This window comes from Nocardioides sp. Z22_16, from assembly GCF_058134365.1.
Window position 1 is genome coordinate 280,994 of record NZ_JBYTTI010000002.1, and the last position, 21,100, is coordinate 302,093.

At 72.5% G+C, this 21,100-nt stretch carries 17 protein-coding genes; 9 read left to right on the forward strand and 8 right to left on the reverse strand.

Going from position 1 to position 21,100, the window contains the following annotated elements; all coding sequences use genetic code 11:
* Positions 1–3: 3 nt before the first annotated feature.
* Both AC3X7R_RS05625 and AC3X7R_RS05630 read right to left on the reverse strand, forming a co-directional pair.
* Positions 4–1,407 (reverse strand): RNase A-like domain-containing protein, encoded by a 1,404-nt coding sequence (locus tag AC3X7R_RS05625; RefSeq protein ID WP_489964591.1) that lies wholly within the window; start codon positions 1,405–1,407, stop codon positions 4–6.
* Complete coding sequence (locus AC3X7R_RS05630) at positions 1,404–2,003, reverse strand: contact-dependent growth inhibition system immunity protein (protein ID WP_489964592.1); 600 nt, start codon at positions 2,001–2,003, stop codon at positions 1,404–1,406. Before AC3X7R_RS05630 ends, AC3X7R_RS05625 begins: the two co-directional genes overlap by 4 nt.
* A gap of 120 nt (positions 2,004–2,123) precedes the next feature.
* On the opposite strand from AC3X7R_RS05630, the gene AC3X7R_RS05635 reads away from it, so the two are divergent.
* Positions 2,124–3,572: a 13E12 repeat family protein gene (locus AC3X7R_RS05635; RefSeq protein ID WP_489964593.1), complete on the forward strand. Its 1,449-nt coding sequence runs from the start codon at positions 2,124–2,126 to the stop codon at positions 3,570–3,572.
* Here the strand turns inward: AC3X7R_RS05635 and AC3X7R_RS05640 are convergent.
* Both AC3X7R_RS05640 and AC3X7R_RS05645 read right to left on the reverse strand, forming a co-directional pair.
* Complete coding sequence (locus tag AC3X7R_RS05640) at positions 3,547–3,843, reverse strand: WXG100 family type VII secretion target (RefSeq protein WP_489964594.1); 297 nt, start codon at positions 3,841–3,843, stop codon at positions 3,547–3,549. The two genes, AC3X7R_RS05635 and AC3X7R_RS05640, sit on opposite strands and share 26 nt — an antisense overlap.
* A complete protein-coding gene (locus AC3X7R_RS05645; protein ID WP_489964595.1) occupies positions 3,840–4,145 on the reverse strand; it encodes a WXG100 family type VII secretion target in 306 nt (101 codons plus the stop codon). Before AC3X7R_RS05645 ends, AC3X7R_RS05640 begins: the two co-directional genes overlap by 4 nt.
* Positions 4,146–4,382: 237 nt before the next feature.
* Between AC3X7R_RS05645 and AC3X7R_RS05650 the strand changes: the two genes are divergently transcribed.
* Positions 4,383–8,549, forward strand: coding sequence for a lamin tail domain-containing protein (locus AC3X7R_RS05650; RefSeq protein ID WP_489964596.1), 4,167 nt, complete (start codon positions 4,383–4,385; stop codon positions 8,547–8,549).
* A 9-nt stretch (positions 8,550–8,558) separates the two neighbouring features.
* Here the strand turns inward: AC3X7R_RS05650 and AC3X7R_RS05655 are convergent, their stop codons facing one another.
* Together AC3X7R_RS05655 and AC3X7R_RS05660 are read right to left on the reverse strand one after the other, a co-directional pair.
* Positions 8,559–9,569 carry a cytochrome d ubiquinol oxidase subunit II gene (locus AC3X7R_RS05655; RefSeq protein WP_489964597.1) on the reverse strand — a complete coding sequence of 337 codons (1,011 nt, stop codon included), beginning with the start codon at positions 9,567–9,569 and terminating at the stop codon, positions 8,559–8,561.
* Positions 9,566–10,969 (reverse strand): cytochrome ubiquinol oxidase subunit I, encoded by a 1,404-nt coding sequence (locus AC3X7R_RS05660; protein WP_489964598.1) that lies wholly within the window; start codon positions 10,967–10,969, stop codon positions 9,566–9,568. Before AC3X7R_RS05660 ends, AC3X7R_RS05655 begins: the two co-directional genes overlap by 4 nt.
* 61 nt (positions 10,970–11,030) lie before the next feature.
* Here AC3X7R_RS05660 and AC3X7R_RS05665 point away from each other — a divergent pair, with 61 nt between their 5' ends.
* From AC3X7R_RS05665 to AC3X7R_RS05690, 6 genes are all read left to right on the forward strand, one after another.
* Positions 11,031–11,987 carry an ABC transporter ATP-binding protein gene (locus tag AC3X7R_RS05665; RefSeq protein WP_489964599.1) on the forward strand — a complete coding sequence of 319 codons (957 nt, stop codon included), beginning with the start codon at positions 11,031–11,033 and terminating at the stop codon, positions 11,985–11,987.
* A 3-nt stretch (positions 11,988–11,990) separates the two neighbouring features.
* Complete coding sequence (locus AC3X7R_RS05670) at positions 11,991–13,166, forward strand: ABC transporter permease (protein WP_489964600.1); 1,176 nt, start codon at positions 11,991–11,993, stop codon at positions 13,164–13,166.
* A 10-nt stretch (positions 13,167–13,176) separates the two neighbouring features.
* A complete protein-coding gene (locus AC3X7R_RS05675; RefSeq protein ID WP_489964601.1) occupies positions 13,177–14,340 on the forward strand; it encodes an ABC transporter permease in 1,164 nt (387 codons plus the stop codon).
* Positions 14,341–14,498: 158 nt separating this feature from the next.
* Positions 14,499–14,981 (forward strand): DUF4442 domain-containing protein, encoded by a 483-nt coding sequence (locus AC3X7R_RS05680; protein ID WP_489964602.1) that lies wholly within the window; start codon positions 14,499–14,501, stop codon positions 14,979–14,981.
* A gap of 11 nt (positions 14,982–14,992) precedes the next feature.
* Complete coding sequence (locus tag AC3X7R_RS05685) at positions 14,993–15,997, forward strand: DUF2804 domain-containing protein (RefSeq protein ID WP_489964603.1); 1,005 nt, start codon at positions 14,993–14,995, stop codon at positions 15,995–15,997.
* 74 nt (positions 15,998–16,071) lie between these two features.
* Positions 16,072–18,897, forward strand: coding sequence for an ExeM/NucH family extracellular endonuclease (locus tag AC3X7R_RS05690; protein WP_489964604.1), 2,826 nt, complete (start codon positions 16,072–16,074; stop codon positions 18,895–18,897).
* Positions 18,898–18,951: 54 nt separating this feature from the next.
* Here AC3X7R_RS05690 and AC3X7R_RS05695 read toward each other — a convergent pair whose 3' ends face one another.
* Together AC3X7R_RS05695 and AC3X7R_RS05700 are read right to left on the reverse strand one after the other, a co-directional pair.
* Positions 18,952–19,707 carry a zinc metalloprotease gene (locus tag AC3X7R_RS05695; protein WP_489964605.1) on the reverse strand — a complete coding sequence of 252 codons (756 nt, stop codon included), beginning with the start codon at positions 19,705–19,707 and terminating at the stop codon, positions 18,952–18,954.
* Positions 19,708–19,725: 18 nt separating this feature from the next.
* Positions 19,726–20,487, reverse strand: a complete 762-nt coding sequence (locus tag AC3X7R_RS05700) for an endonuclease/exonuclease/phosphatase family protein (RefSeq protein ID WP_489964606.1) — start codon at positions 20,485–20,487, stop codon at positions 19,726–19,728.
* A gap of 58 nt (positions 20,488–20,545) precedes the next feature.
* Between AC3X7R_RS05700 and AC3X7R_RS05705 the strand changes: the two genes are divergently transcribed.
* Positions 20,546–21,100, forward strand: a complete 555-nt coding sequence (locus tag AC3X7R_RS05705; protein ID WP_489964607.1) for a hypothetical protein — start codon at positions 20,546–20,548, stop codon at positions 21,098–21,100.

Here is a 21,100-nt window from a genome sequence, read left to right on the forward strand (position 1 = left end):
TGCTCATGGATTGGGAAAGGATGTCAGGAGTCGGAAACGTTCAGGCATATCGGGATCCTTCAATAGGACGATCCGGACCTGTGACGGCTCGTGGACGTTGCCATGGCGGTCCAGGCAGCGGCCGACGTCCCGGGTCGTGGGGTAATCCAGCTCAAGTCCGGCCTTGTGGTTCGGATCCGCCAGCCAGCGTCGTACAGCCTCTGCGTGGCTCTCGATCCCTTCGGCGATGACCTGCTCGGCGGTCTCCTGGTCGTGATACGTGGACGAGTACGGAATGTTGGATTTGGAGTGTCTCTCCATCAGGTACTCGTCGGACTTGCCCACGTGCTTTTGGAGGGTGTGTCCTTTTCTGCCGCTCTCATGACCCCTGAGCCAGCCCGGCTGCTGCAACGACGGGAACCGCCATCGCCCGACTGCCCCGCCCGCGCCCATCGACCCCCGCTCGTCCCGGAGCCGAGCCCGGACGCGCACGAACTTCGAGAGTCGGTCCTGCGAGTGGGCCAGACCCTGACCCGCGGCTCGCACGCTCCCGGCGGAGGTGCCCGCGCTCGCGGCGAGCGCCAGCACGATGGCGTGCAGCTTCGGTGCCTTGGCGGCGATCTTGGCCGAGACCACCCCGGCCCCGCCGAGGGCGGCGACCCCGCCGCTGAGCAGGGCGAGCAGCCCGGAGACCACCGCGCCCTCCACCAGCATGGCGATGATCTCGTCGAGCACGGCGTGCATCGCCTGGTGCGCCGCCTCAACCCGGTCGGCGTACTCGTCGCACGACTGCGCCAGCGCGGCGAGATCGGCCTGCACGTCGGCGACCAGACCCCGGATCTCCGCCAGGGCGTCCAGGGCGAGCGGCACCTCGGGGGAGACCTCCTGCTCCAGCCGGTCCGCGGCGGCGCGGCAGTGGTCCGGGAGGTCCGCCGCGATGCCTGCGGCGTACCGCCAGGCCGAGGCTGCCTCTCGCAGAGCGTCCACGTCCGCGGAGGGCCATACGAAGCCCTCGACCCGGTCGACGATCCAGCCCTTCACGTCGCCCGGGGGAGCGGGCGTGCCGCCGGCCGCGCTCGGCAGCGGGCCGGGGGTGAAGCTGCTCAGCGGCGGCGCGGCTCTCCGCGGCACGGCGGATCGGCCCGCGCTGGCCTCCTCAGCGGCCGCGTGGTTGGTCTCGGAGGCGGCCAGCAGGAGGGCCAGGCTCCCGACGGCGTCGGTCAGGTCGGCCAGGGTGGCGAGCGCCTGGGGCGCAGCCTGGTCGTACGCCTGCGCGAAGTCGTGGCTGGTCGCGTCGTCCCCGGCCATGCCACCGCAGCCACCCAGCCGCTGCGCCAGGATCCCGGAGGCGACGGCGAGGACCCCGTTGGCGGTGGCGAGCTCCTCGGCGGCGGTGGAGTACCCCTCGCCGAGGAACGCGATCCTCATGGGGTGGACTGCGAAGTGGCGTGCTCCACCCGCCGGGCGAGGTCCTCGACCCAGCCGTGCCAGGTCTCCCCGGCACCCAGGGTGAACTGGCAGCCGAGCTCCTCGAACAGCCGGTCGAGCTCGCCCTCGGTGAGCGGCCGCACCCGGTCGAGCTCCTCGAGCAGGGGGCGGGCGAACCCGGGGGAGTCGCGCAGGAACGTCGCCAGGGCGACGGGGTAGGTCCCGAAGTCGTGGTCCCAGTCCTGGTGGAAGTAGACGCCCGTGAGGTGCCGCAGGGTCGGGAGGTCGGTGCGAGGCTCCAGGCCCGCCTGCGGATAGGCGGTGTGGACCCGGAAGCCGTCGGGCATCCGCGCGTCGCGAGCCAGGACGACGCGGACGCCCGTGACCTCGACGACCCCGCGGGCGCTGCCCATTCGGCCGGTCGGCACGTCGAACCGGTCCTCGACCATCAGCCACGGACGACCGGAGTCGAGCCAGTCGAAGACCTCGGGCGCGTGGCAGTTGATGACCTCGCCGACGAAGGTCTCGGCGGCGTGCTCGTCGGGGAACGACGAGGCGGTGCGGGGCGGGCGGGTGGCGCTGGTGAAGAGTTCCATGGCCAGGAGCATGGCGAAGTCGAACGGCTCCCCGTCGCCGTTATCCACAGGGCCGGCGGGGTCGTGGACGAGCCCGGCCGACCCCTTGAGGTTCGAACATGTGTTCGATAGAATCGGTGCATGACGACGGTGGTGGACGAGCTCTCTGCGACGGCGCTGCTCGCCGCCGCGTCCACCGCCGTGGGGGAGCGCCGTTCCGCCGAGGTCGCCGAGATGGAGCTTGCGTCGCAGTGGGCCGCGCTCCAGGGACACGCCACGGACGAGCGGGATCCTCTGGTGCGGTGCGGAGGCGACGGCACCCCGAAGGTGCGGGAGTTCGCGCTGCCCGAGCTAGCGGTGGCGCGGGACACCCATGTGGCGACGACCCGGGCCCTCCTCGCGGACACCCTCGACCTGCAGCACCGGCTGCCGAGGACGTGGCGGGTGGTCGCGGCCGCGCAGTGCGAGCCGTGGGTGGCGCGGAAGGTCGCCGTGCTCTCTCGTGATCTGCCGCTCGAGACCGTCGACATCGTGGACGCCGCCGTCTCTCGCGCCATCGCCGGGCACGCCCCCTCGACAGTGCTGGAGATCGCCCGCGCCAAGGTGATCGAGGCCGATCCGGAGGCCTACGCGATGCGCCGCGAGATCGAGCGGCACCGCCGCTACGTGACGCTCGGCAAGATCGACGAGTTCGGGTTCCGCCACGTCATCGCCCGGGTGGCTGCGGGCGACGCCGCGTGGATCGACGCCCTGGTCGATCGGGTGGCCGATGTCCTCAGCGCCGAGCTGGGGGAAGACCGTAACCGGGACGAGCTCCGCGCCGAGGCTTTTGGCTGGCTCGCTCGTCCGGCCGACCTGTTGAAGCTCCTGCTCGACCACCACGAGCCCGACGAGGACGACGAGCAGTCCGCGCCGGCCTGGGCGCCTGAGCACCTGGTGCGCACGGCCGAACGACTCGCCGCCATGTCCACCCGACAGCTCGCCTCCCTGCGCGGCCGCGGACAGGTCTTCGTCCACGTCACTGCGGCCTCACTCGACCTGCAGGCGGGCTTGGCGCGCGTCGAGGGCATGGGCCCGGCTCTCGTGCAGGCACTGCGCGAGGTCCTCGGGCATGCGGACGTCCGTCTGACTCCGGTCCTCGACCCCCGGATCCGCCCCCGCGTCGACCAGTACGAGCACCCGGAGAGCACCAAGGACGTCGCCTGGCTGCTCAGCGGCGGAGACGCCTTCCCCTTCTCTCCCCGGACGGCCACGCGTGACCGGGTGGACTTCGACCACGTCACCGCCTACCAGCGGAACGGACCCCCGGGGCAGACCGGTCCCCACAACTCGAGCCCGCTGCGTCGCACCCACCACCGCTGGAAGACACACGGCGGGTTCCGCTACCGCAACTGTGGACCCGGCAGGGTCCTGTGGCAGACGCCGTACGGCGCCTGCGTCCTGGTCGACGAGGACGGGAGTCGCCGGCTCGATCAGCAAGAGGCCGCCATCATGCTCTCGGCTCCGCCCGGAGTCGACCTCTACCTCTCGCGGTTCGCGGTGCACTACGACGCCGAGCCGTCGCTCACCGCACCTGCTGCCACATCGTGAGGTTGGCCTCGACCGCCCCCTCGTAGTTGGCCTGCACCCCCGCCCCCAAGGCCCGGATGCCCGCCAGAGCAGCTCGCATGTCGGCCAGCTCCGCCTGCCACCGGGCGTGCGAACCGGCGTGCGCGTCCCGCGCCACCCCGGCCCACCCGGCGTGCAGCCGTCCCGTGACCCGGCCCACCTCCGCGGCCAGGTCGGCGAGCTCCGCGTGGAAGGCACCCATCTCGGCGATCGCGAGGCGCAGCTCCTCCAGGTCGACCCGATAGGCGCTCATCCGAGCCTCCTCAGCAGCCGGGCCTGCGACCGGCTGGTGTCCGCGTCGGCGACGGCAATCTGCGTCCCGGCGTGGCGCACCGCCGAGATGTCGTCGTCCAGGTGGCCCAGCACCAGGTCGGCGCTGGTCCGCCACTCCTCCCAGTGCGCGGCGAACCGGTCGGCGGCGTCACCACGCCACCCGCCGAGCAGCGACGCGACCGACGCCTCGATCTGCGCCCTGCGTGACGCCATCTCGGCGGCGCGGGCGTCGAGGGTCTGGGTCGCCGTCGCCACGACCTCGTGCTGGAGCTTGATCTCCATGCTTCCTCCCCGTGGCCGGCCCGGCGGCCGGCACGGGGATGATCCTGTCGAGTCCCGGCCACGCGCGTCGGCCGGAGAGGCCGAGCCTGTGGACAGAGCGCGCAGCGCGGAGTCCCGAGCGTTCACCTGACGGAGTGCTCGCCGTCACTCCGCCGCCCCGATCGGTTCCCCGGCGGCGCCCACGATCGACGCGGCCGCGCGCCCGTGCGACCGGAGTCGAAAGGGTTCCCCCTCGTGATGCAGAAGAAGCGAACAGCGACGGCCCTCGCGGTCGTCGCCACCACCAGCGTGCTCGGCGGACTGCTGAGCACGGTGCCGGCGGCGGCCTCCACGTCGTACCCGAACGTCGAGCCCGTCGCGGGCGGCTCGGTGCTGATCAGCGAGATCGCCAACGGCGGTCCCGGTGCCAGCTCGAACGCCAACCGGGTCAGTGCCGACGACTTCATCGAGATCGGGAACTTCGGCGCCCAGGCGGTCGACATCTCCGGCTACCGGATCCTGCGCTGCGGTCAGACCGGCGACCTCTACGGTCCGCAGAAGGTGGTGCCGCCAGGCACCGTCCTGCAGCCGGGCGAGACCTACACGGTCGGCTCGGCCACCAGCACCAACAAGGCCACCGTGAAGCGGGACGACGACTACGACGCCACCGGCGCCACGCTTCACGAGTTCGGCTTCGGCGCGCTGGTCGAGGCACCCGACAACACGGTGCTCGACCGCGTCGGCTTCTACCACCCGTCCGTGCTCTCCGACTGCGGGATGGCCGACCAGGCACTCGCCCGTCCGCTCGACCACCGCCTGGGCCAGAGCCACCAGCGCGTCGCCACCACCGGCGACGTGACACGCGACTTCGTTGTCGCGCCACGCACCCCCGACGCGCCCAACGCCGGCACTGCGGCCCCCACTCCGCGGGTCGACACCGGCGTCCGGATCTCCGAGGTCGCCAACGAGGGCTCCAGGTCGACCGCCGACCAGTACGTCGAGCTCACCAACTTCGCCGATGCCCCGGTCGACGTGACGGGGTGGAAGCTCTACCGCTGCGGGGAGAACGGCACCACCTACCTGCAGAACGGCCGCCTGACCGGCACCATCGCACCAGGCGCGTCCTACGTCGTTGCGCACGACGCCGGTCGGTACGCCGCGGATGCCCAGGCCACCTACCCCAGCGGCATGCACTGGCGCGACTACGGCGCCCTGGTCACCCTGCCCGACGACTCGATCGTCGACGGGTTCGGCTCCTTCGCCAACCGCAACTCGATCTGCAGCGTCGGCGCCCCCCAGACCCTGGACGCCAACAGCCTCCAGGACGAGGCCTACCACCGGGTCTCCGACACCGGAGACAACAGCCGCGACTTCCTCCTCGCCGCCGACCGCACGCCCGGGGTCGCCTCGGCACGGGACCAGCTCACTGAAGTGGACCGCTCGGCCTTCCGGCACGGCCCCGTGAGGTTCAGCGAGATCGCCGGTTCCGGCCCGGCCGGGTCCGACGACGAGTTCGTCGAGCTCGCCAACTACGGCGACCAGCCGGTCAACCTCTCCGGCTGGTCGCTGACCCGCTGCGAGGCCACCGGCCGCGGCAACGCGGGCACCCAGGTCGCCGACCTGGGCGACGTGACACTGGCTCCGGGTGAGGTCTTCGTGGCGGCCGACGACAACGCGCCTCCCGCGCTGCGTGCGGTCGCGGACGCGACGTACGCCACCGCGCTGGCCGACGACACCCACGGCATGTACCTCCGCGACCCGCGAGGCCGGATGGTCGACGCCGTGGGCGTCTACGAGACCGTCACCTACAGCCCCTGCGTGCTCGGCTCCGAGCTCCGCGGCTACGCCAAGCAGGATCTCGGCGAGTCCTACCAGCGTGCCCGCACCACGGGCGACAACGAGGAGGACTTCGTCGTCGCCGACCGGACCCCCGGCGAGCTGGCCGACGTGGAGTACGTCGACCCGACGGTGCCGCTGCCCGGGGAGACCGACGCGGTCGCGCTGGACACCGCCACCGCCCCGGGGACCCCGCAGGTCCGCGCGAGCGTCCGTGGCGGCAGCTACCAGGCATCGGTGCAGGTCGCTGACGCCGACGGCGGGGACCTGGACCTGACGGTCCGTCGTGCCGCGCCGGCCGGGCTCGACCTGACCGCCGCGCAGGTCTGGGGCGGTGCGACCAGCCGTCGGGTGCCGGCCCGGCTGAGCGTCGCCGGCGAGCGCCGGCTCCGCGACACCGCGTCCCTGGCGGTGCGGGCTGACGGCTACGGCTACCCGTTCCTGCGCTTCGCGGTGCCCGCGGAGTCCGTCCCGGCGGACGGCTACGAGTTCACCTTCTCCACCACCACCCGGCCACGCAACGACGTCCAGCTGATGGCCTGGGACGGGTCTGCCTGGAAGCTGCTCGGCCACACCGAGGCAGACGCCGACGGCAACCTCACGTTGGTCGGCGAGCTCGGCGCGGAGCACCTGGTCGACGGTGCCCTTCACGTGCTGGTGATCGACGGCCCGCGGGTCGCGGGGGGCCTGGTCGACGAGATCGGTGTGACCGACGGCGCGTTCGCCGACCCGGCCGACTACGACTGGGCGTTCAACCACATGAGCGACACCCAGTTCCTCGCCGAGGGGTTCCGCGACGTCTTCCGCACGATGGTCACCTGGGTGGTCGCCAACGCCGAGGCGCGCAGGATCGGCTACTCCACCAACACCGGCGACATCATCGAGAACTGGATCGGTGCCAACTCCGACCCGGTGCGCGCCGACAAGGAGTTCTCCGCCGCCCAGCGGATCCACCAGCTGCTCAACGACGCCGGCGTCCCCAACGGCGTGCTCCCGGGCAACCACGACAACTTCTGGGGCCGCGACAACACGAAGTACAACCGGTACTTCGGGCCCGAGATGTTCCGCGACCACGACTGGTACGGCGCCCCCTGGCGCCCGGGGGACAACTCGGCGCACTACGACTTCGTCACCGAGGGCGGCATCGACTACCTGATGCTCTCCCTGCCCTACCGACCGACCCGGGCGCAGCTGGACTGGGCCCGTGAGATCGCCGCCGCCTACCCCCGGCACAACGTCGTGCTGCTCACCCACAGCTACCTCGACACCCAGGGCAAGATCGAGGACCTCGACAACCGGGTCACCGCGCGCGGCGACAAGGTCTGGTCGCAGGTGGTGGCGCCCAGCGACAACATCTTCCTCGTGTTGGGCGGTCACTACCACGGTGTCGCCACCAAGTACGGCGACCCGGTGACCGGCGAGCAGTCCGACGCGATCGAGATCGCCGCGGACACGGTGGCGGTCCGCAACGTGGGGGAGACCGGGCGGACCGTGGTGCAGATGCTGGCCGACTACCAGGGCTACCGCTCGACGCAGCCCCAGCCGCGCTCCGACACCCGTGACCGCGACACCGGCTTCCAGCGCCTGCTCGCCTTCGACGTGGACGCCGAGCTGATGGGGGTCAACGCCTACTCGCCGCACCTGGACTCCTTCGAGGCGTTCCGGTACGACGAGCCCGGCATGCGAGACCCCTACCGCTACGGCCCCGAGGACGACGAGTTCGTCGCCAAGGTCGACCTGCTGGTCACCAAGGAGCTCCGGGCGACCGACTGGGCCGTCACCGCGGCCTCGACCCAGGTCTCCTCCACCACCGTCGCAGCCGGCACCGAGGTGCCGGTGGTGCTGGACGCGGTGACTGCCGGGGACCGGTGGTACGCCGTGGTCACGGACCCGACCGGCCGGAGGGCGACCTCGGTCCCGGTCACGGTCTCCCTGGACCAGGCGCCGGCCGCCGCGTCCGCCGTCTCCCTCACCTCCACCCGCACCCGCCAGGTCGTCGGGGCCGAGGACCAGGACCGGGCGCTGCTCACCGCCGAGGTGCGCAGCACGGCCGGGCTCTCCGGGACGGTGGAGTTCTCGGCAGGGACGACGGTGCTGGGCACCGCGCCGCTGACCGACGGGGCTGCCGCGTTGCGGCTGGCACCCGAGCTCGCGGCGGGGATCTACGAGGTGCGGGCGCGGTTCGTGCCCACCGACGACGAGCTCGTCGCGGCCTCGGTGTCGGGACCCGTCACCGTCACGGTCACCGAGCCGCAGGGCCCGGCCGCCCCGGTGCCGGGCGAGGGTAAGCCGACGGGGAAGGCGAAGGGGAAGGTCAAGGCGGTGCTGCCCAAGAAGGTGGTCCGGGTGGGGGCACGTGCCCCGCTCCGGGTCCGGGTGCGGGCCGACGCGCAGGTCACCGGCGACGTGCGGGTCGTGCTCCGGTCGCAGGGGCGTACGCGGCGGGTGACGGCCCGGCTGGTCGACGGGCGCACCACGGTGCGGCTGCCCCGTCTGGCCCGAGGCACCTGGCGGGTGGTCGCCAGCTACCGGGGATCCGAGACCGTGACCCGGGACCGCGCGAGGGCGGTGCGCCTGCGCGTGCGCTGACCCGACGCTCTACTCCTGTTCCGGCTGGCTCCACTCCTCGGACTGGGTCAGCCGGAACAGGTAGTAGAGCGCCGGGCCCACGACCACCACGGCGAGGCCCACCACGATGATCAAGCCCACCAGGGTGGCGTCGGCCCCGGCGGCGTCCTTGATGGTGACCTCGTCGACCAGCAGCCACGGGTACTGCCCGAACCCCCAGCCGAAGAGCACCGCGGCCACCGCGCTGACGGCCGTCACCCGGGCGACGACGTACTCACGCCGGAAGAGCAGCCACAGCGTCGCGATCCCGGAGAGGGCGGAGACCACCATCAGCGGGGCGGCGCGGCCGGTCAGCCCGTCCGTGAGGGTCGGGGCGTCCCGGGAGAGCGGCACCAGCGCGGCGAAGACCACGGCGCCGGTGACGACGCCCGCGATGATCGTCCGGCGGCGCAGCCGCAGGGCCAGCTCGGCGAGCCCCGACCGTTGTGCGTCGGCGGTGAGGAAGACGCCCGCGAGGAACGAGCAGGTGAGCACCGCGATCACCCCGCCGAAGAACGAGGTCGGGGTCAGCCACGACGACCAGAGGTCGCCGCGTCCCTCCGCCGGGACCCGCCCCGAGGCGATGGCGCCGGCCACGGCGCCGAGGAAGAACGGGGTGATCACCGACGAGGCGGCGAAGACGACCCCGAAGAGCCTGGCCTGGCCCAGGGTCGCGGAGTACTTGCGGAAGGCGAAGCTGGAACCACGCAGCACGATCCCCAGCAGGGCGAAGAGCATGGGGAAGATCAGCGTCGACATCGCCGACGCGAACGACTCGGGGAAGCCGGTCCACCACACCACGAGCACGTAGATCAGCCAGACGTGGTTGGCCTCCCAGACCGGGCCGATGCTGTGGTCGATCAGGGTCCGCAGCTCCGCCCCGTCGACGTCCCCGCCGGCGGTCAGGTCGTAGGACCCGGAGCCGAAGTCGGCGCCGCCCAGCACGCCGTACGCCACCACGCCCACGAAGAGCGCGGCGGCGACCACGAGCGCCAGGCTCACTGCCGCTCCCTCTCGCTGTCCTGCATCCGGAGCTGCGGACCGTAGGGGCTGGGCAGGTCGAGGGAGCCGCTGCGCCACCGGGCGGTCATCGAGCGGATGACCACGGTCGCGGCCACCGTCATCGCGGCATAGAGCAGCAGCGTCGCCGCCAGCAGCCACCACAGCCACCCGTTGCTGTCCGCCGCGTCGGTGGTGCGCAGCACGCCGTAGACCACCCACGGCTGCCGTCCGACCTCGGTCGCGGTCCAGCCCGCTTCCACCGCCAGGACCGCGAGCGGCCCGGCCACCACGCAGGTGCGCAGGAACCAGGCGTTGTCGAGCAGGTCGCGTCCGCGCCACCGGGCCAGCCAGTAGACGAGGACCACCAGCAGCAGCAGGAAGCCGATGCCGACCATCAGCTGGAAGGACAGGTGGGTGATGTTGACCGGCGGGTGGTCCTCCACCGGCACGGTGTCCAGCCCGGGGATCGGTGCGTCGAAGGAGTTCCGGGCGATCAGGGAGCCCAGGTAGGGGATGTCGATCGAGCCGCGGACCTCCCCGTCGATCAGCAGCCCGCCCAGCCGCAGCGGCGCCGGCGCCTCGGTGGTGGTGGCCAGCTCGAACGCCGCCAGCTTGGCCGGCTGCCGGTCGACCAGGCCGCCGCCCAGGAAGTGGCCGACGACGGGCTGGAGCGCGGTGGCCACGGTGCCGAAGATGAAGGGGATGGTGAAGCCCTGGCGGTGGTGGGCGTCCCGACGGCCGCGCAGCATGCCTGCGGCGTAGACCCCCGAGGTCAGCAGGCCCACGACCATGAACGCCGCCACCCACATGTGCAGGAACTGCAGGAACGCCAGGTCGTTGAACATCGCCCGCCACGGGTTGATGTCGACGACCTCGCCGTTCTCGATGCGGAAGCCCGCGGGTGCGTTCATCCAGGCGTTGACCGAGACGACGCAGAAGGTGCCGACGAGACCGGCGACCGCCATCGGCAACAGGGTCAGCAGATGTCGCTTCGGTGCCATCCGCCCCCAGCCGTAGAGGTAGATGCCCAGGAAGATGGCCTCGGTGAAGAACGCCAGCCCCTCGAAGGCGAACGGCAGTCCCAGCACGTCGCCGAAGGGGCCCATCAGCCCCGGCCAGAGCAGTCCCATCTCGAAGCTGAGCACCGTCCCGGAGACCGCGCCGACCGCGAAGAGGACGGCCGAGACCTTGGCCCAGCGCTGCGCCAGCCCCAGCGCGACGGGGTCGTCCCGGTAGATGCCCCGCCAGTGCATCACGAAGATCATGGACGGCAGGGCGACGCCGAAGCAGGCGAGCACGATGTGCCAGCCGAGCGAGAAGGCCATCTGCAACCGAGCGGGAAGAAGACCCGCGGGTTCGTCCGCGGTGACCACCTGGAGGAGCACCTCGGGCAGGAGCACCCTGACCACGGTACGGCGGTGCCTGCCGTGCGGCTACCCCCTCAACCCGTAGGCTCACGCCGTGACCGAGGCCGCGCCCCCCAGTGACGTGCTCGTCGTCGACTCGCTGGAGCGCCGTTTCGGCGACCTTCGCGCGGTCGACGGCGTCTCCTTCCACATCGCCCCGGGGGAGACCTACGGCCTCCTCGGGCCCAACGGGGCCGGCAAGACGACGACCATCTCGATGGTCGCCGGGCTGATCCGTGCCGACGCGGGGACGGTCACCGTCGCCGGGCAGCGGATGACGCCCTCGACCACCGAGCCCAAGCGCCACCTCGGCCTGGTGCCCCAGGAGCTCGCCGTCTATCCCGAGCTGACCGGCCGGGAGAACCTCACCCTCTTCGGCAGGCTGCAGGGCCTGCGGGGCAAGGCGCTCAGCGCGCGGGTCGAGGAGGTGCTCGACCTCATCGGCCTCGCCGACCGCGCCAAGAGCCTGAGCAAGGAGTACTCCGGCGGCATGAAGCGCCGCCTCAACATCGGCATCGGGCTCCTCCACCAGCCCACCCTGCTGATCCTGGACGAGCCCACCGTCGGGGTCGACCCGCAGTCGCGCAACGCCATCCTGGAGTCCGTCGAGGCGCTCTCGGCCGACGGCATGGCAGTGCTCTACACGACCCACTACATGGAGGAGGCCGAGCGGCTCTGTGACCGGATCGGGATCATCGACTCCGGCCGGCTCCAGGCCGAGGGCACCCGTGACGACCTGATCCGGCTGACCGGGGGCGTCGACACCATCCGCCTCAGCGGCACCGGCGACCTGGAGGCGGCCGCCGGCCGGCTCCGCGCCCTGTCCGGCGTGGAGCGGGTCGACGCGGACCGGCGCACCGCCACCCTGACGGTGCGCGACGCGCCGGCTCTCGTCGCCCAGGTGGTCGGCACCGTCGCGGACGCCGGGGTCACCCTGGCGGACGTGGAGATCTCCCGCCCGGACCTCGAGTCGGTCTTCCTGCACCTGACCGGCAAGGCCCTGAGGGACTGACCGGTGCGCCAGCTCCTCGCCCTGACCGCCAGTGACCTGCGCATGCGGATCCGGGACCGGTCGGTCCTGATCTTCGCCTTCGTGGTGCCGCTGGCGCTGATGTTCGTCTTCAACCTGGTCTTCGGCAGCACCGACGACCTCGAGCTCGAGCCGATCACGGTCGCCGTCACCGCGCCGGCGGGCGACCAGATGGCTGCCGCGCTGGTCGACGTGCTCGCCGGTCTCGACGGAGAGGACGGCCTCGGGGTCACGGTCACCGAGACCGACGAGGGTTCCGCCCGCCGGCAGGTCGAGGACGGCGACGCCGCCCTCGCCCTGCTCGTCCCCGACGGGTTCGGCGCCGCCGCGCAGGCGGGAGAGCCGGTCACCGTCGACGCCGTCCGCGGCGACGAGGCGGGGCTCGAGGCCGACGTGGTGCTGTCGGTCGTCACCGGGGTGCTCGACCAGTTCGGTGCCGGAGCCGAGACCGCGCGTGCCGGGATGGCGGCGGGCGTCCCGCCGCAGCAGCTGGGCGCCCTGGCCGAGGAGGCCACCACGGCCGGTCCGGCCTACGAACTGCGCCAGGGGGAGGCCTCGGACGAGCAGCTCGGCGCCGGCGCCGCACTGGTCGCCGGGCAGGCCGGGCTCTTCCTGCTCTTCACCGTCAGCTTCGGGGTCACCTCGCTCCTGGTGGACCGGGAGACCGGAACCCTGGCCCGGCTCCGCTCGATGCCGATCCCGGCGTGGCTGATCGTCTCCTCCAAGGCCCTGGTCAGCTTCGTCCTGGGGGTCGTCTCCACCAGCGTGCTGCTCGCCGTGGGGAGCTTCTTCTTCGACGCCGACTTCGGGTCGCCCCTGGCCGTCGGCCTGCTGGTCCTCTGCGTCGTGGCGGCCGCCACGTCGGTGATGTTCCTGATCGCCCGGGTGGCCCGCACCAGCGAGCAGGCGAGCATCGCCACCTCCATCGTGGCGGTGGTCCTGGGGATCGGAGGCGGGGCCTTCTTCCCGATCAGCGCCGCCGGCAGCCTCGCCGACGTCCTGGACCTCAACCCCGTCGCCGCCCTGCTGCGGGGGCTCGGGATCACCGCGGCCGGAGGCGGCGTGGGCGATCTCGGCGTCCCGATCGCCATCATGCTCGGCTTCGCCGCGACCATGTGGCTGCTCTCGCGGCTCGTCCCCGACCGGGGAGCGCTCTCGTGAGGGGGCGGGCATGAGGAACGCACTCACCGTCGCCGGCCTCGAGCTGCGGCTCTTCCTCCGCGACCGCTCCAACATCTTCTTCGTCTTCGTCTTCCCGCTGCTGCTGGTGCTGATGATCGGCGCGCAGTTCGGGGACTCCGCCAATGCCGGCCGGGTGGCGGTCAGCGGCAGCGGCAGCGTGCTCAAGGCGCAGCTCGCCGACCAGCTGGAGGACGAGGACGTCGTCGTCAGCGACCAGGAGTGGGACAATGCGCTGGAGCAGCTGGCTCGGGGCCGGATCGACGTCGCGGTCCGGGCGGACGCGGAGGCCGACGCCGACTACCAGGCCGGCGAGCCCGTCGTGCTGGAGGTGGTGCGCGGCTCCTCGGCCAACGCCCAGGTGGTGGAGCAGCAGGTGCGCGACGCGGTGGGTGTCCTGCGCGCCGGCCAGGGCCAGCTGGCCGCCCTCGCCGACCGGGGGATCCCGGCCGACCGGGCCGAGGCGGCCCTGGCCGACGCCCGGGCGCAGGTCGAGTCCCCGAGCCTGCAGGTGACCAGCGTCGACGAGCTCAGCGAGCAGTTCGCCGGGCTCGGTCAGTTCGACCTCGGCGCCTCGGGCCAGCTGCTGCTCTTCGTCTTCCTCGCCTGCCTGGCCGGCTCGGCGACGCTCATCCAGGCGCGGCGGCTGGGGGTCATCGCGCGGATGCTCTCGGGCCCGGTCTCCACCGTCGAGCTGATCGCCGGCGAGACCCTCGGCCGCTGGGCGATCGGCCTCTTCCAGGGCGCCTACATCATGCTGGCCACCTCGCTCCTCTTCGGCGTCAGCTGGGGCAACCTGGCGCTCTCGCTGCTGGTGCTGGCGGTCTTCAGCCTCGTCGCCGCCGGCGCCGCGATCCTGCTCGGCACCCTGCTGCAGAACGAGGGTGCCGCCGGTGGCGCCGGCGTCGGACTCGGTCTGGTGCTGGCCGCCCTCGGCGGGTCGATGCTCCCGCTGGAGCTCTTCCCCGACACGATCCGCACGGTCGCCAACCTCACCCCGCACGCCTGGGCCTACGAGGCGTTCGCCGAGATCCAGCGGCGCGGGGGCGGCCTGACCGACGTGCTGCCCCAGCTCGGGGTGCTCGCCGCGATGGCCCTGGTGCTGCTGGCGCTGGGTGCCTGGTCGCTCCGCCGGAGCCTCGCCCGGGCGATGTAGCCGGGTCGCTCCAGAAAAAAATTCCGGAGTTCTTTCGCCATTCTGCTGCGCGACCCGCGCTGCTCGCGGCATGCTCTACCTCAGACCCCGCTGGTGACCCGAGACGCCAGCGGGGTCTTCCTATTTCCGCTCAGGCGCCTGATGGCAGTATCGCCCGGGTGAGCGACCCCCGAGCCCTGACCCCCGACCAGCTCCGCGAGCACCTCAACACGTGGCCGCCGTTCGCCGCCCAGCGGATCACCGTCGAGGAGATCGCCCCCGACTGGACCCACGCGCTGGTCCGGATGGACCTGGCGCCGGAGAACGCCAACTTCTTCGGCACCGCCTTCGGCGGCACCCTCTTCTCGATGATCGACCCCTTCGTGGTGATCCTCGCCGCCCAGCAGCTGGGCCCCGGCTACGCGGTCTGGGACAAGGTCGTCGAGATCGATTTCCTGCGCCCCGGCACCGGTCCGGTGACCGCGCGGGTGGAGATGCCCGCCAGCGAGGTCGCCCGCCTGCGGGAGGAGACCGCCGACGGGAAGCGGCTGCTGCGCGTCTTCCCCGTCGACCTGGTCGCCGAGGACGGCAGCATCGTCGCCCGCCAGGAGCGGACCCTCTACGTGCGCCGGCTCCAGCCGGACGGGGACGCCGCCTCGTGACGGGGAGGCCGGTGGTCGAGCGCGAGCTCACCGAGCCGGTCGCGCTGACGCTGCCCGACGGCCGGCTCAACCGCGACGCCGTCGGCTGGACCCGCACCCCGCTGGTCACCACCGACGGCATCGGACGCGGTCGCTTCGGCCTGGGCCGCAACAAGAGGTGGGAGTACTGGGCGGTGACCACGCCCACCCACGTGGTCGCCCTGGTCACCTCTGCGCTCGACTACGCGGCGGTGCACGGCATCTGGCTGCTGGACCGGGCGACGGGAGAGACGGTCGCGCACGACGCCATCGGCCTCTTCGGCCGCAGTGTCGCCCTTCCCGGGACGCTGAGCGCAGGCCCGGTGCGCACCCGGACCCGGAAGGTGCGCATCGAGATCGACGAGGTCCCGGGCGGCACCCGACTGCGTGCCTCCGGGCCGCGGGTGCGGGTCGACGTGGTCGCTCGACGCCCCGCAGGCCACGAGAGTCTCGGCGTCGTGGTGCCGTGGAGCGAGCGGCTCTTCCAGTACACGGTCAAGGACGTCGCCCGGCCGGCGACCGGGAGCATCTGGCTCGACGGCGTCGAGGCCGAGGTGCCGGAGGGGGAGTCGTGGGCGACCCTCGACCACGGTCGCGGCCGCTGGCCCTACGCGGTGCGGTGGAACTGGGGCGCCGGATCGGGTCGCACCGACGGTCGCGTCGTCGGCGTGCAGGTGGGCGGCCGCTGGACCGACGGCACGGGCACGGTCGAGAACGCCCTCCACGTCGACGGCCGGCTGAGCAAGATCAGTGAGGAGCTGGTCTGGGAGTACGACCGCGACGACTGGATGGCGCCCTGGCGGGTGCTGGGTGAGGACGTGGAGCTGACGTTCACCCCCTTCCACCTCAAGCGCTCGGTCATCGACCTGATGGTCTTCGCCTCCCGCACCCACCAGTGCTTCGGGCACTGGGAGGGCCGCGTCCGCGACGACACCGGGACGTGGGTGCGGGTCGCCGACCTCGTGGGGTGGGCGGAGGACGTGCGCAACCGCTGGTGAGTGTTCCCTTCTGTCGGGGGCGACGCCTACTCTCAGGCGCAGCACCATCGACTTCGGGGTCCTGGAGGGCTGTCATGCGTTCGTTCCACTCTCGTCCGATCTCCTGCGCGGCTGCGGCCGTCCTGGTCGCGTCGCTGGTGCCCTTGGCCGGCGCCGCGCAGGCGGCTCCGGCGACCGAGCTCTTCCTCTCCGAGTACGTCGAGGGCTCCTCCAACAACAAGGCCGTGGAGATCTACAACGGCACCGGCTCCCCGGTCGACCTCGCCGCGGGCGGTTACAGCGTGCAGATGTTCTTCAACGGGGGGAGCGCCGCCAGCCTCACGGTCCCGCTGAGCGGCACGGTCGCCCCCGGCGACGTCTTCGTGCTCGCCCACTCCGGTGCCGGGCCCGAGGTGCTGGTGGTCGCCGACCAGACCAGCGGCTCGGGCTTCTTCAACGGCGACGACGCGCTGACCCTGCGCCGGGGCGGCACCGTGGTCGACTCGATCGGCCAGGTAGGCGTCGATCCGGGCGCCGAGTGGGGCAGTGGCCCGACCTCCACCGCCGACAACACGCTGCGTCGCCGGGAGGCTGTCACCGCAGGCGACACCGACCCGACGGACCCGTTCGACCCGGCGACCGAGTGGGAGGGCTTCGCCACCGACACCTTCGACGGCCTCGGCTCCTACCTCGGCGGCGGCGAGGAGCCGCCCCCCGGCGAGGGTCCGTCCGTGGTCTGCGGTGACGCCTCGACCCGGATCGGTGCCATCCAGGGCAGCGGTCCGTCCGCGGCGGTCACCGGCGTGGTGGCCACCGAGGGCGTCGTGGTGGGCGACCACGAGGGCGCGTCGCCCAGGCTGCGCGGTTTCTACCTGCAGGACGCCGACGGCGACGGGGACGACGCCACCTCCGACGGGATCTTCGTCTTCAACGGCACCGACGACGACGTCGCGCTGGGCGACCGGGTGCGCGTGGTCGGCACCGCGGAGGAGTTCCAGGGCCAGACCCAGATCTCCCGGACGACCTCGGTGGAGGTCTGCGCCTCGGGGCAGACGGTGGCGCCCACCAGGATCAGCTTCCCGGCCGACCCGGCGGACCTCGAGCGCGTCGAGGGGATGCTGGTGAGCGTGCCGCAGACCATGACGGTCACCGAGCACTTCCAGCTCGGTCGCTTCGGCCAGGTGGTCGTCTCCTCCGGGGGGCGGCTCCTCCAGCCCACCGACGTGGCGGCGCCGGGCGCCGAGGCCCAACAGCTCCAGCAGGCCAACGACCGGCGGCGCCTGATCATCGACGACTCCACCCAGGCCCAGAACTCCGACCCGATCGTCTGGGGGCGCGAGGGGCGCCCGCTCTCCGCCGACAACACTCTGCGCGGTGGCGACACCGTCACCGGGGCCGTTGGGGTGATGACCTACACCTGGGGCGGCAACGCCGCCAGCCCCGACGCCTACCGGCTCCGACCGCTCGACGCGCTGGGCGGGCAGGCCCGTTTCGAGGCCTCCGCCCCGCGGCCGAGCGGTCCGCCCCAGGTGGGCGGCAGCCTCCAGGTCGCGGGCATGAACGTCCTCAACTACTTCAACACCTTCACCGGCTGCACCCTCGGCGTCGCCGGGGGCCCGACCGACTGCCGCGGGGCCGGCGACGCCGTCGAGCTCGAGCGCCAGGCGGCGAAGACCGTCGAGGCGATCACCCGGATGGGTGCCGAGGTCGTGGCCGTGGTGGAGATCGAGAACGACGGCTACGGCCCCGAGAGTGCGCTCGCCGACCTGGTCGAGCGACTCGACGCGGTCGAGGGCGCCGGCACCTGGGCCTTCGTCGACGCGGACGCCGGCACCGGAGAGGTCGACGCGCTCGGCACCGACGCGATCAAGGTCGGCATGCTCTACCAGCCGGCTGCCGTCACGCCGGTCGGCACCACCGCTGCCCTCAACACCGACAGCTTCGTCTCCGGCGGCGAGGCCGGCCGCGCACACAACCGCCCGGCCCTGGCCCAGTCCTTCCGCGAGAACGCCACCGGCGGCGTCTTCACCGCCGTGGTCAACCACCTCAAGAGCAAGGGCAGTGCCTGCGCGGTGCCCGACGCGGGCGACGGGCAGGGCAACTGCAACGAGGTCCGTCGGGTGGCCGCCGCCGAGCTGGGGGAGTGGCTGGCCGCCGACCCGACGGGCACGGGCGACACCGACACCCTGATCCTCGGCGACCTCAACGCCTACGCCCAGGAGGACCCGGTCCGGGTCCTGGAGCAGGCCGGCTTCTCCGACCTGGTGGCCCGTGACCGGGGCGAGGCGGAGTACAGCTACGTCTTCGACGGTCAGTGGGGGTCCCTGGACCACGCCCTCGGTTCGCAGACCCTCGCGCCGCAGGTGACCGGAGCCGCACCGTGGCACGTCAACGCGGACGAGCCGAGCGTCCTGGACTACAACACCGACTTCAAGACCGCGGGCCAGGTGGACTCCCTCTTCGCCCCCGACGAGTTCCGCAACTCCGACCACGACCCGGTCCTGGTGGGTCTCGACCTGACCGGGGCGGTCCAGGACGGTGCGGTCCTCGGCGGCGGCTTCGTCACCACCGGCAGCGGCAAGGGCGTCTTCGCGCTGGGCGTCCACGCCCGTGGCGGCAGGGCGACGGGGGTCGTGACCTTCGCGAACCGAGCGGTGCGGCTCGTCAGCGCCGACATCGACCGGCTCTCGCTCTCCGAGGGGGAGGCGCGGTGGGCCGGCTCGGCCACGGTGAACGGCCGATCGGGCTCCTACGAGATCACCGTGGTGGACGGCGGCCGGCGACAGCCGGACCGGTTGCGGGTGGTGGTGCGAGACTCCTCGGGAGCGCAGCTCCTCGACTCCGGGAGCCGGGTCGTCACCGGTGAGATTCGCGTCACTTTGCTGCAGGAATGCGTGCGTAAGGGCCCTGGAACGACCTAATCTCTTCTCAGACCCCGCTGGTGACCCGAGACATCAGCGGGGTCCTCCAATTTCTCAGCAGGGGACGTTCCCCAGGCGCGCGAGTCCCTCGAGGTCGCCGGGGCCGAACCGTCCTTGCGAAGCCCCGCGCGGGTGCATCAGCTCGCCGTCGTCGTCGACGTGGTCCAGACCGACCAGGTGGCCGAGCTCGTGGTCCAGGATCGCCGCCGCGTGGGCCCGGCCCGACGGGGAGCCCATCAGCTCGGCGAAGGTGTCGCGGTCCAGCGCGACCATGCCGGTCACGAACTCGCGCCGTCCCGAGCCCCGGGAGACCACGGTGCTGCCCGCCACCCCGGCGACGTCGCCGGCGAGGTCGGGGAGCTCGTCGGGAGCGGCCCACCCGATCAGGACCGGGTCGCTGCGGTCGAGGGCGCGCGCCAGGAAGTTGCGCGAGGCGGTCTCCCCGACGTACTCGAAGACCAGCCCGGTGGCCTGCTCGATGCGCTCCACCGACCCCTCCACCAGCTCCATGTGGTCACGGGGTGCGCCCTGCGGGTTCACGGTGTAGCGCACCGGCCGGCACGGGCTGTAGGAGACCGGCTCGTCGGACCCGCGCTGGGTGTGCAGGAACTTGTAGGTGCCCGACCCCTCGCGCACCGGCAGCGGTGCGCTCAGCCTGTCCGGCCCCACCCCGAAGAGCCGGCGCAGGTCGTCGTACTCGGCGCCCGGGTGCAGCACGAAGACGCCCCCGAGCAGCACCGCGACCACGAGGAGGCCGCCCAGGAGGGCGCTGCCCTGGCGACCCTCGCCGGTCCCGTGCCGCTGCTCCATGGGACAAGCCTGCCTGACTCACCCTAGGTCGACACAGAGAGCGCGGTGGTCCGAGAGCGGGAGCCGGGTCGACCCGCCCGAGCGCGCCCGCGCCGCCAGGTCCGGGCTCCCGAGGATGTGGTCGAGCTGCTCCACCGGGTGCTCCGCGGGGAAGGTGCCGGCCGTGACCAGGGAGCGCAGTCCCGTGAGGCGCTGCGCCCGCTCGGCCCCCATGTTGAGGTCGCCCAGCACCAGCACCGGTCCCCGCCGTCCCGAGAGGGCCGCCCGCAGGGTGCGCAGCTGGCGTCGCTGCCACCAGTCGATGAAGGTCAGGTGGGTGTTGGCGACGGTCAGCGGGCCCTCCGGCGCCTCGACGGTGGCCACCACCGCCACCCGGGTCTCGTCGCGCACCAGCTCGGGGCGGCGACTGCCGTCGAAGCGCATCGGCACCCGCACCGGCACCGGGGCCAGCCGGACCGACTCCCACGCCGAGACGGGGTGCCGGGAGAGCAGCGCCACGCCGTACGCCGCCGCGTCAGGGGCCAGGTCTCCGTCGGCCGCCATCCACACCCCCGGGCTGCCGTGCAGCGCCGCGACGAAGAGGTGCTCCTTGGCCCCCATCGCCTCGGCCGCCAGGGCGGTCAGGTCGGCTCCCGCCGAGCGCGCCTGGTTGCGGTCGACCTCCTGCAGGGCCAGCACGTCGGCGTCCAGGCTGGCGATCGCCGCGGTGAAGCGGTCCAGGTCCACCTGGTCGTCCTCCGGCGAGCGGCCGTGGAGGATGTTGAAGGTGGCGAGACGCATGGCGGGCCTGTGCCCGGTCAGCACGTTGGCCAATCGCCCAGATGGGTACCGTGGCGCCGTGATCGTCGACGAGGAGAAGGCCGACCTGCGCGAGGCGCTCAAGCGCGTCGCCGTGGCCCTGAAGGAGAGCGGCCTGCCGTTCGCGCTGGCCGGAGGCTATGCGGTGTGGGCGCGAGGCGGCCCCGAGCCGAGCCACGACGTGGACTTCCTGGTGGCCGAGGCCGACGCGCCCGCCGCCGCGACCGCGCTGGCCGAGCAGGGACTCCAGGTGGTGCAGCCGCCCGAGGACTGGCTCTTCAAGGTCTTCACCGACGACGTGATGGTCGACGTCATCTTCCGGGACGCCACGATCCCCGCCGAGCGGGCGATGCTGGCGGACGCCGACGAGATCGAGGTGATCTCGGTGGTGATGCCGGTGCTCTCCGCGACCCGCCTGATGATCCACAAGCTGCACGCCATGGACGAGCGGTACTGCGACTTCGGCCGCCTGCTGCCGGTGGCACGGGCGCTCCGCGAGCAGGTCGAGTGGGACGTGGTGCGCAAGGAGACCGACGACAACGACTTCGCGGTCGCCTTCCTCTTCCTGCTCGAGAGGCTCCGGATCATCGACTGA